General features: G+C 37.8%; 11 protein-coding genes. All 11 read left to right on the top strand.

What is annotated here, in order from left to right:
- Window positions 1-132: 132 nt before the first annotated feature.
- The 11 genes from ABYU67_RS04290 (at window position 133) to asnB (ending at window position 14,469) form a co-directional block, all read left to right on the top strand.
- The gene (locus ABYU67_RS04290; RefSeq protein ID WP_372843775.1) at window positions 133-1,233 is read left to right on the top strand and encodes a polysaccharide biosynthesis/export family protein; all 1,101 of its coding nucleotides are present in this window, start codon (window positions 133-135) and stop codon (window positions 1,231-1,233) included.
- Between the two features lie 19 nt (window positions 1,234-1,252).
- Window positions 1,253-1,684: a low molecular weight protein-tyrosine-phosphatase gene (locus ABYU67_RS04285; protein WP_372843774.1), complete on the top strand. Its 432-nt coding sequence runs from the start codon at window positions 1,253-1,255 to the stop codon at window positions 1,682-1,684.
- A 74-nt stretch (window positions 1,685-1,758) separates the two neighbouring features.
- On the top strand, window positions 1,759-4,020 hold the full coding sequence (locus ABYU67_RS04280) for a polysaccharide biosynthesis tyrosine autokinase (protein WP_372843773.1): 2,262 nt from the start codon (window positions 1,759-1,761) through the stop codon (window positions 4,018-4,020).
- A 61-nt stretch (window positions 4,021-4,081) separates the two neighbouring features.
- On the top strand, window positions 4,082-6,043 hold the full coding sequence (locus ABYU67_RS04275; RefSeq protein ID WP_372843772.1) for a polysaccharide biosynthesis protein: 1,962 nt from the start codon (window positions 4,082-4,084) through the stop codon (window positions 6,041-6,043).
- Window positions 6,044-6,107: 64 nt separating this feature from the next.
- A complete protein-coding gene (tviB, locus tag ABYU67_RS04270; RefSeq protein WP_372843771.1) occupies window positions 6,108-7,385 on the top strand; it encodes a Vi polysaccharide biosynthesis UDP-N-acetylglucosamine C-6 dehydrogenase TviB in 1,278 nt (425 codons plus the stop codon).
- Between the two features lie 18 nt (window positions 7,386-7,403).
- On the top strand, window positions 7,404-8,357 hold the full coding sequence (locus tag ABYU67_RS04265) for a Gfo/Idh/MocA family protein (RefSeq protein ID WP_372843770.1): 954 nt from the start codon (window positions 7,404-7,406) through the stop codon (window positions 8,355-8,357).
- Window positions 8,358-8,361: 4 nt separating this feature from the next.
- Window positions 8,362-8,922 carry a hypothetical protein gene (locus ABYU67_RS04260; RefSeq protein WP_372843769.1) on the top strand — a complete coding sequence of 187 codons (561 nt, stop codon included), beginning with the start codon at window positions 8,362-8,364 and terminating at the stop codon, window positions 8,920-8,922.
- A gap of 2 nt (window positions 8,923-8,924) precedes the next feature.
- Window positions 8,925-10,010, top strand: coding sequence for a DegT/DnrJ/EryC1/StrS family aminotransferase (locus ABYU67_RS04255; protein ID WP_372843821.1), 1,086 nt, complete (start codon window positions 8,925-8,927; stop codon window positions 10,008-10,010).
- Between the two features lie 33 nt (window positions 10,011-10,043).
- Complete coding sequence (locus ABYU67_RS04250) at window positions 10,044-11,318, top strand: lipopolysaccharide biosynthesis protein (protein ID WP_372843768.1); 1,275 nt, start codon at window positions 10,044-10,046, stop codon at window positions 11,316-11,318.
- 2 nt (window positions 11,319-11,320) lie between these two features.
- Window positions 11,321-12,535 carry a glycosyltransferase gene (locus ABYU67_RS04245; protein WP_372843767.1) on the top strand — a complete coding sequence of 405 codons (1,215 nt, stop codon included), beginning with the start codon at window positions 11,321-11,323 and terminating at the stop codon, window positions 12,533-12,535.
- 38 nt (window positions 12,536-12,573) lie between these two features.
- Window positions 12,574-14,469, top strand: a complete 1,896-nt coding sequence (gene asnB / locus ABYU67_RS04240; protein ID WP_372843766.1) for an asparagine synthase (glutamine-hydrolyzing) — start codon at window positions 12,574-12,576, stop codon at window positions 14,467-14,469.
- Window positions 14,470-14,632: the final 163 nt, after the last annotated feature.

Genomic DNA, 14,632 nt, shown 5'->3' with positions numbered 1-14,632 from the left:
TTTTGGTTCAAAATTTAACCACCTATGTTATTATGGTTTTGTTTTTTTATACATGATGTATCTTTTTAGTATGGCTGTCTGATTCTGCAATGCTAGACACTCCTTATATCTATGATTTATAAAGGTCTTTTTATGTTTTTTAATCCATCAAAGTTACTAGGTATAACGTGTCTATTGATAGTTAGTATGGTTTCAGGGTGCTCTAGTATCAATGCTGGGCTGCAAGCAGGTGAGCTGCCACCAAGTGGTACATTTATCGCTGAAAATGGTCTGCATTTTAATATTCAGCCGCTAAACCTAGCGACGTTACCTCCAAAACAAGCAGTACTGCCAAGCAGCAATTTAAATCAGCTAATAAGGAACTCTAGTCGAGCAGAATATCGTATCTCTGAAGGAGATATTTTAAGTATTGTACTTACTGGCTATCCTAACATAGCTCCTGCTGCCTCTGGAGATAGTAGTAATCCTTATGCATCAGGCTTTCCTGTTGATCAGCAAGGATTTGTTCAATTTCCACTGGTTGGACGTATTAAAGCCAGTGGTATGAGTGTGCCGCAATTTACGGCCAATTTACAAAAACAGTTACAGCGTTATCTTAAATATTCAGATCCACAAGTTAAGATTGTTAACTACCGTGGTAACAAGTTTTTTATTGATGGTGAAGTTAAGCAGCCTGGTGAATTTGCAATTAATGATGCACCAGTTTCGTTATACAGTGCGATTTCTATGGCTGGTGGTGCAACACCGACCGCTGATTCAAACAATATCGTGTTTAACCGTAGAGGTGTAAGCTACAATCTTGGCTTACAATCTTTACGTCAACTAGGCAGTTCTGCCAACCAAATCTATCTTCAAGATGGCGATTCAATCCACGTTAATAGTCAAGACCGTAACAAAGTCTATGTTCTAGGAGAATTTGGCAAGGTAGAGCCGGTACCTATCCGCGAGCAGGGCATTAGTTTGGCACAGGTATTGGGCGAATCAAAAGGTCTTGATTCTAATACCGCAAATGCTGCTAAAGTATATGTCGTCCGCGATAACCTCAATACAAGAACAACCGATATTTACTATGTGGATATGCAGACGATTACCAGTTTTGCGCTTGCCAATCGTTTTGAGATGCGTGCCAACGATATTATCTATGTAGATCCTACTGGCTTAACGCGTTGGAATCGTGTTATCAGTGCGTTATTACCATCAACTTCTGCAGTTAGTGTTCTTTCGGGCTTATAAATAATAGGTAATAACTATCATGGCATTTGATCATATTCTTGTTGTATGTGTGGGTAATATTTGTCGTAGTCCAATGGCAGAAGCCCTTCTAAAGCAACGTTTTCCTAATAAAACGATTGACTCTGCTGGGGTGGGTGCTTTGGTTGGGCATGCTGCTGATCCTGCAGCCATAGAAATTATGGCAAAGCAGCAGATTGATATTACCAGTCATATTGCGAAGCAAATTGATGAGCAACTGGCGAAAAAAGTGGATCTTATTTTTACTATGTCAGACGGTCAAACCAAGTGGATTGAAGAGCGCTGGCCTTTTTGCCGCGGTAAAACCTTTAAGCTTGGTCATTGGATGAATAAAGACATTGCCGATCCTTATCAGCATGAGCTGAGTGCATTCGAGACTGCACATCAGGATATTGTTGAAGGTATAAAACAATGGGCCGACAAAATTAGCTAAATGACTGCTGAAAATAAATAATTATTATAAAAGATCAATACTAAACGATTACCTTAAGTGATGAATATACCGTTATGAATACAGATTCAAAGAATGTATCAAACTCTGCCGCTAAAGAAGACAATGATGAAATCGACTTAATGGCGCTACTTTTTGCCATTTTGCGTGGCTGGAAAACAATCATCTTTTTTGCTGTTTTGGGTTTGATAGTCGGTATCTTGTATAGTCGGTATGTAAACCCTACTTTTCAATCAGATGCATTGATCCAAATAGATGAGCAGTCAAAGGGTATTTCAGCGTTAGGCTCAGATATCTCTGAGCTAATAGGATCAGAAGCTAGTAAAGCCCAAACAGAGGCAGAGCTCATTAGATCTCGTATGATATTAGAGCCCGTTGTCAATTTATTGCATCTGCGTATTAAGCTTTCTGATCCTAATATTGGGTTTATGGATCGGGTGACCAGAGGGAGTAATCCTACCCAGATCAATAAACCTGAAGGGGTTTCACTTAAAACAGAAGACGGTCAAATACAAGTCAGTCAGTTTAATGTCTCACAAGATTATCTAAATCAAACATTTACCTTAACGCGCTCTGCGACAGGGTTTGTCTTAAGTAATGGCTTTGATGATTTTAAAGGTAAGATTGGTCAAGCGCATCAGTTTAGAGGCACAGAAGGCCAAATTCATATTACAGTAAATGATCTGCCAGCCGATGGATATCCTATTCATATTACTAAGCAGTCATTACATAATACAACAAATGATATTAATAATGCGCTTTCTGTAGTTGAAAAAGGTAAGCAAACTGGCATCATTGAGATGTCGATGACAGGCCCTAATCAGCAGCAAGTGACATCAATATTAAAACAAATTATTGTATCTTATGTAGATCAAAACCAATCGCGCGGCTCTGAGGAAACCACTCAAACTATTAATTTTATGGAAACTCAGATTCCAACTTTAAAGAAAAAATTGGAAGAGTCTGAAGAAGTATTTAATAGATTCCGTAAAAAATATGGCACGATTGATGTTAGTAAAGAAGCTGAGTTATTGTTAACAGAAAACTCGCAAATCGATGTCCAGCTGAATGAGCTTAAGCTTAAAAAAGCTGATTTGACTACGTACTATACCGAAGAGCATCCATTGGTTATCCAGATCAATGAACAGCTCAAAGTGCTTAACGATAGAAAGCAAGATATAGATGATACTATTTTAGGGTTGCCCGAAATACAAAGAGAGTTTTTACAGCTCTCTGCTGATACCGCTATTAATAGAGAAATATATTTAACTTTACTAAAAAACTATGAACAGTTAAAAATTGTTCGAGCTGGGCAAATTGGTTATGCACGTATTATTGATCTACCGATTAATACCTTCAAAGCGATTGCGCCGAAAAAACTGCTGATTTGGGTATTGGCTACTTTATTAGGTACGATGCTTGGTACGATGCTAGTGCTTATTAAAAATATGCTTCGAAATGTGGTCAAAGACCCTGAGCGTCTTGAGGCTAAGACAGGTGTACCTGTGATTGCAACCATTCCTCGTTCTCCAGTGCTTACAAGGTTTGGTAAGAAAAAATCACCCAATCGGCTACTCGCTTATGCGGACAATAATAGCTTAAGTTATGAAGCCATTAAGAGTTTAAGAACCAATCTGATGTTTGGGATGCCAAGCAAAGGGCGAGCTGGTCAGCGTGCCAAAGTTATCTTGATTACTGGTGAAAGTCCGGGGGTCGGTAAGTCTTTTATCTCGTCTAACTTAACAGAAGTATTTGCGCAGTTGGATAAAAAAACTTTAATCATAGATGCGGATATGCGTCTGGGTGAGTTGCATAAAGTATTTAATATGGACCAACACAACGGTTTGGCCGATTATTTAACCCAAGATACGACTCATCTATCGAGAGATACGACTCAGCTAGTAAAAGTCGATGTTGTCCAAGAGTCTGGTTATCTAGCAAGCTTTATCCATGCAACAGGTATTGATAATATTGACTTTATGCCTCGGGGCGAACATCCGCGCAATCCGGCTTCGCTATTAGCCAATGGTAGCTTCGATCACTTAATGAAAGAGTTAAATCTTCATTATGATTATATCGTTATCGACTCACCACCGATATTAGCAGCCTCTGACGCCATGATATTAGCGCAGCATGCTGATAAAGTGCTGATGGTGACACGATATGATGACTCTATAGAGGGACAATTGGTATATGCTGTCAATCAGATGAATAAAGCCAATATTAAAGTAGATGGCATTGTCTTAAATGATGTACAACAAGGCATTTTGAGCAAATATAGTTATCACTATAGCTATGCTTATGGCAATAATAACTGATGTATTTAGATCAAATTATATTACTTTGCTTATTAGTATTTAAACAAAATAGTTGCCTGTTATGCCAATAGATTCAAAAACTATCACGAAAAAAAATAAAGTCTCTTCTGTACAGTCTGATAATTTTGCCGAGCGTACTGCCAGTATATTGTTGGGTCTACCCCGAAGTATCAAGCGCAGTATACTGATGACAGCTGATTTTATTATGTCAGTGGTTTGTCTATTCTTTGCTATTGCTGCGCGCTACGGATATCTAGACCATAATGTGAGTTTGTGGTTATTAAGTATCAGTGCATTAGTTCCCGTATTATGCCTATATGCTATTGGGTTTTACAATGGCGTGGCAAGAGGGTTCTTTGATGCGATGATGGGTAGCGTCTTACAGCTTTTCTTTGTGCTCATCATCATTGCCCAAACCGTTTTATATTTTAAATTGCTACCTGGCATCCCTCGTGCAGTGCCGATATTATATTTGTTTCTGTTTTTTATATGGCTATGGAATAGCCGCTTAACGATTAGAGAGCTGCTAGCAAGATGGCAAGGTCAAAGGCTACAGCATAAGTATGATGACTATGATAACGTCGTTATTTATGGGGCAGGGGAAGCAGGAAAAGAGCTGTTAGAGGGTCTGAAAAACTCCCATAAGTATAATGTCGTGGCCTATATTGACGATGATCCGCAGCTCACCGGCGCTTATTTACTTGGTAAAAAGATTTATCCTGCTGATAGGTTGGTCAGTTTGGTCGATGAGCTTGATATTGCGCAGGTTTTTTTGGCGATTCCTTCTATAAGCCGTGGGCAAAAAAGGCAGATTATCGATAAATTATCTGGTATTGCTATTAAAATAAAAGAGCTACCAAGCTTAGAAGAAATTGCTGATGAAAAAGTCACTGTCAGCAGCATGCGTAAAGTCGATATCTTAGATGTATTAGATAGGCAAACCGTCGAGCCAGACGCAAAGCTACTGCAGATGAATATTAAAGATAAGTGCATACTAGTGACGGGCGCTGGTGGCTCTATTGGTAGCGAATTATGTCGGCAAGTAATCAAGAACCAGCCAAAATGTATCGTACTTTATGAGCTATCTGAATTTGCACTCTACAGTATTCATCAGGAGCTAATAGCAAAACAAGCCAATGATCCCATTTATCAAAACCTTGAAATTGTCGCTGTCATCGGTAGTGTGACAAATGAAGACAATTTGCTAAGAATATTTAAGCTATATAGTATACAGACAGTCTACCATGCGGCTGCTTATAAACACGTCCCGATGGTAGAGCATAATCCTTTTGAGGGTGTTATCAATAATACCAAAGGTACCTATCATTGTGCCCGCGCTGCCATCAAAGCAAATGTTGAGACGTTTGTTTTAATCTCGACCGATAAAGCAGTGCGCCCGACCAATGTTATGGGTGCTTCCAAGCGCTTGGCAGAGTTAGTCTGTCAAGCGCTAAGTCAGACAAATAGCCAAACCTGTATCAGTATGGTGCGCTTTGGCAATGTATTGGGTTCATCTGGTTCTGTCGTACCAGTGTTTACCAAACAAATCCAAAAAGGTCTGCCTATCACCGTAACCCATCCTGATGTTACTCGCTACTTTATGACCATCCCAGAGGCGGCGAATTTAGTGATTCAAGCAGGCGCGATGGCATCTGGCGGTGAAGTCTTTGTATTAGATATGGGTGAGCCCGTCAAGATTGTTGATCTTGCGCATAGAATGATACATTTAAGTGGTTTTGATGTTAAGGATTCTGCACATCCAAATGGTGATATAGAGGTAATTTTTACTGGCCTCAGAGCTGGCGAAAAGCTCTATGAAGAGCTGATCATCGGTGAAGATAATGTTGAATCTACTGATCATCCTCTTATCATGCAAGCGATAGAGCATAGCTTCCCATTAGCTGATATTGAAGCAGTACTGTTTGAGCTGACTGAAAAGCAAAAACAATTTGATGTTGTTTGGCTAAAGCAGCAGTTTAGACAGTTTGTAGATGGATATAAAGAAGGAACTAAAGCTGCATAGCTGTTAATAAGCACTCTAAATACTACTCTTCAACTGAAATTAGTTAGAAGAACAAAGGAAAATTATGCTAGATATTAAGAATATAAAAATCGCAGTTATTGGGCTTGGCTATGTTGGTTTGCCATTAGCGGTTGAGTTTGGTAAGCATCGCCCAGTGATTGGTTTCGATATTAATACTAAACGTGTGCAAGAGTTAAGAGATGGCTTTGATGTGACGCTTGAAGTAAATAGTGAAGAGCTCAAATCCGCTAGCTCATTAAAATTCACTACTGAATTAAATGATATTACTGATTATAACTTCTACATTGTCACCGTACCGACGCCGATTGATGAGAATAACGCGCCAGATCTCACGCCGTTAGAAAGTGCTTCGGAAGCGGTAGGAAAAGTCATAAAAGCTGGCGATATCGTGGTTTACGAATCTACGGTTTATCCTGGTGCGACAGAAGAAGTTTGTATCCCTATCATAGAAAGAATATCTGGTTTGACATTTAATCAAGACTTTCATGTTGGATATAGCCCAGAACGTATCAATCCAGGAGATAAGGTAAATACCTTAACTAAAATTACTAAGATTACTTCAGGCTCAACACCAGAGGCGGCTGATTTGATTGATAGTCTTTATGCTTCTATTATTACGGCTGGTACTTATCGCGCAACATCCATTAAAGTTGCTGAAGCTGCAAAGGTCATTGAAAATACGCAGCGCGACTTAAATATCGCTATCGTTAATGAGTTTGCTAAAATCTTTAATATCATTGGTATAGATACGCAAGCGGTATTGGATGCTGCAGGTAGCAAATGGAATTTTCTTAAATTTAAGCCAGGTTTGGTTGGTGGGCACTGTATTAGTGTGGATCCCTATTATCTGACTCATAAAGCCCAAGAAGTTGGTTATCGACCAGAAGTTATTCTCGCTGGTAGACGTATCAATGACGGTATGGGGCAGTATGTGGCTACACAAATGGTCAAAAAACTGGCGCGTAGTAAAATACACATCGATGAAGCAAAAGTATTAGTACTTGGTTTTACCTTTAAAGGCGATTGTCCTGATACCCGTAATACCAAAGTCATTGATATTATCAAAGAGCTAAACAGCTTTAATATTAATGTTGATGTCTATGATGATTGGGCGGATAAGCAAGAAGTAAGTGACCATTACAGTATTGAATTGATCGATGAATTGCAAAAGGGCTATTATGATGGCGTCGTGGTTGCAGTTGATCATAGTAAATATAAGCAGATGGGTGTGGATGCAATTAGAGCGTTAGCTAAACCAAATCATGTTGTCTACGACGTTAAGCATGTATTCCAAGAAGGCGAAACAGATATTCGCTTATAAAAACTTAAGGACATTACAATGAAAAAATTTGCACTGATAGGCGCAGCTGGTTATATCGCTCCACGTCATATGAAAGCTATCAAAGAAACTGATAATGAGTTATCTGTCGCTTATGATATCAATGATTCTGTTGGTATTATCGATAGTATCTCTCCTAGTAGTGAGTTCTTTACAGAGTTTGAACGTTTTAGCGATTATTGTTATCAGCTTAAGCGCGATACTGACAAAAAAATTGACATCGTTTCAATTTGTTCTCCCAATTATCTGCATTATTCGCATATTGCTGCTGGTCTTAGAATGGGGGCAGATGTGATATGTGAAAAACCATTGGTACCTACTGAAGCGGCTCTTGATGAGTTAATAGCTGTTGAAAAAGAAACAGGGCATAAAGTCTATAACATACTACAGCTTCGTCATCATGATGCGATATTGGAATTAAAAGATAAAATCGCTAATGAAAATCGTGCTGAAAAGTATGAAGTAGAGCTGACGTATATTACTTCTAGAGGTAAGTGGTATCTGGAAAGTTGGAAAGGTGACTTAAATAAATCTTTCGGTATAGCGACGAACATTGGCGTGCACTTCTTCGACATGCTACATTTTATATTCGGTGATTTAGTAGAGAGTGAAGTCTACTATACAGATGAGACTAAAGCTGGTGGCTATTTAGAGTATGACAAAGCTCGTGTACGTTGGTTCTTGTCGATTGATGCCAATGATTTACCTGAAAGTGTTAAAGGAAAGCAACCTACTTATCGCTCCATTGATATTGAAGGGGATGAGATAGAGTTTTCAGGTGGTTTTACTGATTTGCATACTATTTCTTATCAGGAAATCCTCGCAGGGCGTGGCTATGGCTTAGAAGATGCACGGTTTGGTGTGAAAACGGTTGAAAATATCCGTTATGCCAAAGATTCTACTACAGATGAGTCTAGACTACATCCGAATGTCAAAAAACTATTGATAGGATAGTAAGATGAACAATAATGTGCACATACATCCTTCAGCAGTCATTCATGATGATGTTGTCATTGAAGATGATGTTTATATAGGGCCTAACTGTATTATAGGCTATCCACCCGAAGATAAATCTGTGTTTCCTGAAACGCCTTATACCGTTCATATAGGTTCAGGTACAAAAGTTACTGGAAATGTGACTATTGATGCTGGAACTATCAGGAACACATATATTGGAAGTGACTGTTTTTTGATGAAAGGTGCTTATGTGGCGCATGATGTCATTATTGGGAACAAAGTCACGCTATCTAGCCACGTAATGCTTGGAGGCCATGTAGAGGTCATGGAGGGCTCTAACTTAGGTATGGGCTGTATTGTTCATCAGCGTCAAAAGATTTGGCCTTATTGTATGATTGGTATGGGGGCAGTTATAACTAAAAAGCTGGTTGTTGAGCCTTTCTCTATATATGCTGGCAACCCAGCAAAGAAAATAGGAAAGAATGATAGAGGCGTTGAGAAAAGCGGACTTGATGAACATACCATGACTTCCATACAAGAAAAATTCAACGCAAGCAGGTGATTATTATGCAGTTTATTGATCTGGTCGCACAACAAGACAGAATAAAAGACAAACTAAATGCCAATATCCAAAAGGTATTAGCTCATGGTCAGTATATTTTAGGTCCTGAAGTACATGAGCTTGAAGAAAAGCTAGCGGCATATACAGGTGCTAAGTACTGTATTACTTGTGCCAATGGTACTGATGCGCTACAAATCGCCCAAATGGCATTTGGTATCGGTCCTGGAGACGAAGTCATCACGCCAGGATTTACTTATATTGCGACAGCAGAGACGGTCGCGGTACTAGGTGCCAAACCTATCTATGTAGATATCAATCCAAAGACTTATAATCTAGATGTCAAGCAACTTGAAACAGCTATCACGCTGCGTACCAAAGCCATTATTGGGGTTAGCCTCTATGGTCAGTGTGCAGATTTTGACACTATTAATGCTATCGCAGCGAAACATAATATTCCGGTCATTGAAGACGCTGCACAAAGCTTTGGCGCTAGCTATAAAGGTAAAAAATCTTGTAATTTAACGACAGTTGCCTGTACCAGCTTTTTCCCTAGTAAGCCGCTAGGTTGCTACGGTGATGGTGGTGCTATCTTTACCAATGATGACACGCTGGCGACCGCAATACGCCAAATAGCACGTCATGGTCAAGATCGCCGTTATCACCATATCCGAATTGGTGTGAATAGTCGGCTAGATACCTTACAAGCAGCGATACTACTTCCTAAGCTTGAAATCTTGGATGATGAGATGCAAGCACGTCAGCGTGTGGCGGAGACGTACAATCAGCTTTTTACTGATGTTGGTATTACTACGATGCCCTTTATCGAAGCATACAATCAGAGTGCGTGGGCGCAATATACGATTCAAGTTGATAATCGTGACGAGATACAAGCTAAGCTGAAAGAGCAAGGCATACCTACAGCCGTACACTATCCTATTCCATTGAATAAACAGCCTGCCGTTGCGAATAGCAATGCAATACTACCAGTAGGTGATGCGGTCGCTGAGCGGGTAATGAGTTTGCCTATGCATCCTTATATAACATACGAGAACCAAAAAGAAATCTGTAAAGCAATAATATCTAGTTAAAATAGAGTTGTTTTATGAAGAAGAGCTAAATTTATGTTTTTGCAGATTAAGACTCAAGTAGATAGAATAACAAGTAAGTTCACTAAAGGTAGCTATAGTCATAGTGTTATAGTTTTAACTATTGGGACAGCTATTGCTCAAATAATCATGATTGTGACTACACCAATTTTATCGCGTCTTTATGATCCTGAAGATTTTGGTTTACTAGCTACTTTCTCCGCTATCTCAGGAATAACAGCAACAATTGTAACTTTGCGTTATGAGACAGCTATTCTAATTCCAAAAAAAGAAAAAGAAGCAGCAATACTGGTTTTATTAAGCTTATTGCTAGCTGTAGTATTTTCGTTATTTTTTACGCTTGTTAGTATATTAATACCAGTAAGTATTTATAATTTAGTAGGTATAGATGGTAAAAATATCTTTTATACTCTAGCATTACTACTAGGTGGTGTGTTTTCAGTAATTACAATTAATCAGAACTGGCTAAATAGAAATAAACTCTACAGTTATATGGCTCTTGTTAGATCAGCACAAAGTTTTTTAATAGCTGGCTTAGCAATAATGTTTTCATTAAATGGCTATTCTAACGGTTTAATTTTGTCGCAAATATTAGGCGTTGTGATAATTGGTATGATCTCATTTCTACTGGGCCGTACAGCAATAAAAATTTGGGATAAAAAATATTTAAAATTCGTTGCGAATAAATATAGGGATGTTCCAAAATACTTACTCCCTGCATCTGCAATTGATGTTATAACATTACAGCTTCCTGTTTTGCTTATTGCGATATGGTTTGGACAAGCACTAGCGGGCCAATTTAGTATGGCATGGAAGCTTCTAATGATGCCTATGAGCTTAATAGGTAGTGCTATTGGACAGGTTTTTCTACAACGTTTCGCAATAGCTATAGCGAATAAAAAAGAAGCGAGAAGCTTACTAATAAGAACATGGTCCATATTATTAGTTTTAGGCATACCTCCACTCTCAATAATCTTATTTTTTGGCGATGATATTTTTAATTTAGTACTAGGCGCTAATTGGTCAGAAGCTGGTCGTATCTCCTCTGTTTTGGCTATTATGGTTTTATTTATGTTTGTTTCATCTCCAACCTCTGGGACTTATTTAGTTTTAGGATTGCATAAGTTTAATCTAATATTTAGTGTTTTTTCGCTTATCACGCGATCTGCAAGTTTGTACTATGGATTTTTAACGAATGATATTTTTTTAGGGCTAATACTATTTGTAGTATTTGAAGTTATTCAAACAACCTCATATCAAGCTTTAGCTTGGTACAAATTAAAAGATTAATTATGAATGTATTGATTATTCCATCTTGGTATCCGAACAAAGCTAGCCCGTTATCAGGTATTTTCACTCAAGAGCAAGCTGAAGCTATTGTAGCTATTAAGCCAGAAGTGAACTTGTTCGTTAGCAAGTGGGGTCATGAATTTTCTGCTTTATCGGTTCGTGAAACTTGGCAATGGCCTAAGAAGATTTGGTGGGCTTGGACTGAGCGTAAAAATCTGATTAACAAACGGAATAATGTTTACGAAGTATTTAATGCCAAATTGAATTGGAGTAAAAGTTTACCTTTAGGTGGAATTCAGCAATTAATTGAAGTCAATCATCGTAACTTTGATCTAATACAGAAAAAATTTGGAAAAATTGATTTAATACATGCTCATGTTAGTTATCCGGCCGGTTATATTGCTTCGATTTTATCTAGAGAGTTCAATGTACCATATATCATTACAGAACATATGGGTCCTTTTCCTTTTCCAAGTTTAATGAAAAACGACTACCCAATACCTGAAATTAGTCAAGCTTTTAATCAAGCTTCTACTACTATAGCTGTAAGCAAATCCTTGGCAGATAGAATAGCATCATTTGGCTATTTAAGACCCCAAGTTATTCCTAACCTAGTTGATGAGCGAATCTTTAATTTAGAAAAGCCTACTTCCAAAAAGACTATTTTCTTCACGCTTTGTGGCATCACCGCACAAAAGGGAATCGATCATCTTCTTGAAGCTATTGCTTTATGGAATCCGTCAGCAGAACATTTTGAATTTCGCATAGGGGGGTCAGGTCCCATGTTACATACTTATCAAGCTCAAGCCAAAGAATTAGGTATATGTAAGCTTATAAAATGGCTGGGCCATATAAATAGAGTAGATGTACCAAATCTTTTTCAACAATGCCATATTTATGTAATGCCTTCGCGACATGAAACATTTGGTGTTGTTTACGCTGAAGCCATCGCATGTGGAAAGCCAATAATTGCTACTAGGTGTGGGGGGCCAGAATCTATAGTAAATGAAAATAATGGAAAGCTTGTTGATATTGGTAATATACAAGACCTAAGTAACACTATGCGCGAAATGTCTAATAACTTAGAAGCTTACGACCCGAAAATAATACGTGAAGATTTTGAGGAGCGATTCTCAAGAAAAGCTATAGCTAGTCAAATTTTTAACTTATATGAAAACGTATTAGCTCATAACACTAATATAAAAAAAATATCTTAAAATAGATAGTTATATACATAAATTAAGGTGCATTATTGATGTGTGGATTTCTAGGATTTATTTCAGAAAGTAATTATGAGGCACTTTTAGTTGATGCTCTTGATACTATTAAGTATCGTGGACCAGATAAGCAATTAACTATTGTGCAGCAATCTGAAAGTTATTATGTTGGTTTAGGTCATGCTCGTCTTTCAATTATTGATTTAAGTGATGAAGCTTCTCAACCATTCATATCAAAATGTGGTCGTTATCACCTTGTTTTCAATGGTGAAATTTATAATTATAAAGAATTGCGAAATGAGTTATTGATATTAGGATTTGATTTTAATACTGACTCTGATACCGAGGTGCTTTTAAATGCTTGGATAGCTTGGGGGTTAGAAGCTTTACCCAAATTCATTGGCATGTTTTCATTTGTTATGTTTGACAAGGCTGCTAAAAAATTAGTTCTAGTTAGAGATGCTTTTGGCATTAAGCCTTTTTTCTATACCTCACCCCAAGATAAAAAAGTTTTCTTTGGTTCTGACATACGTGGATTACTTAAACTTCGTAATACTACTTTCGAGCCTAATTTGCAAAGAGCTTATGATTATTTAGTACATGGTGATTATGACTCTACTGAGATTACGTTTGTTGAAGGAGTCAAACATGTAATGCCAGGGCATTATTTGGAGTTTAATCTAACTACTGGCAATATGACTGAACCTAAAACTTGGTGGCACCCCGATCTAAGTTACACTTCTACGCTTAGTTTTAATGAAGCAAAAGATAAATTACGCACACTATTTTTAGATAGTGTAAAGCTACATTTACGTAGTGATGTCCCATTAGGTATCGCTCTTTCGGGTGGCGTAGACTCTTCAGCTGTTGTGTGTGCAGTTCGTCATCTTGAACCAAATATACCAATTCATACATTTAGTTATATTGCCTCTGATAGTCGTATCTCTGAGGAAATATGGGTGGATCTAATTAACACAGATGTTAAAGCAATAGAACATAAAGTCGTTTCAGACTCAGCAGAAATGCAAAAAGATTTAGATAATATGTTACTGATGCAGGGTGAGCCTTTTGGCGGTACAAGTATCTATGCACAATATCGTGTATTTAAGTTAGCAAAAGAAAGTGGTATAACAGTCACTTTAGATGGTCAAGGTGCAGATGAATTGCTAGCTGGTTACAATGGCTATCCAGGTAGAAGGCTATTAAGTATTTTAGAAACTGGCAATTTAATTAAAGCAAACTCTTTTTTGAGGAATTGGGCTACCTTTCCTGGGAGGAGTTATAATACTGCATGGAAGAACCTTGCAGGTCTAAAACTTCCTGATTGGTTATATAATCTGGCTCAAAAAACTGCTGGTCGTGATATTTATTTATCAGGGTTAAAGTTAGATTACCTAGCGCATAGAGGTGTTAATCTCGAAATCGCTAGAGCGAATCTATCTGATGATAACAAAGGAAAGCGAGTTAGAGAAGCTTTGGCTGATGCTATTAAAAGCAAGGGTCTTCCTTCATTATTGCGTCACGGTGATCGTAACTCAATGGCTTTCTCTATTGAAAGCCGTGTTCCTTTCCTAACGTTGCCTATGGCTGAGTTTTTATTAAGCCTACCTGAGGAGTATTTGATCTCCAACAAAGGTGTAACCAAGCATGTCTTTCGTGAAGCTATGCGTGGCATAGTTCCCGATAGCCATTTGGACAGAAAGGATAAGATTGGTTTTGAAACTCCAGAAGCAGAATGGTTAGTACGTATGAGTGACGCTATTGAGACTTGGATAAACGATGCGCCAGACATTCCTTTTATCAATAAAGAGGATTTTTTAAGGGAGTTTGAGCAGGTAGTTGCAGGGGAACGTAAATTCGATACTAAGGTTTGGCGTTGGGTCAACTATCTACGATGGTATACTTTAATGCAGATAAATATTGATTTTAATTAAATATTTTGTATTATTTCTCAGCTATTCTAGCAAGGCTCTAAATTATTTAATACATTATATCATGTTAGTAATTTAATTCCGTATGGAATATTAATAATAAGTTGCTGTAAACTTATTTTTTAAAATTATTATTTTATATTAACAGAAATTTTAATAAGTATAG

The organism is Psychrobacter sp. (assembly GCF_041554015.1).
Lineage (GTDB): Bacteria > Pseudomonadota > Gammaproteobacteria > Pseudomonadales > Moraxellaceae > Psychrobacter.
The sequence above is the reverse complement of the archived record's forward strand: the minus strand, read 5'-3'. Positions and strand labels throughout refer to the sequence as shown.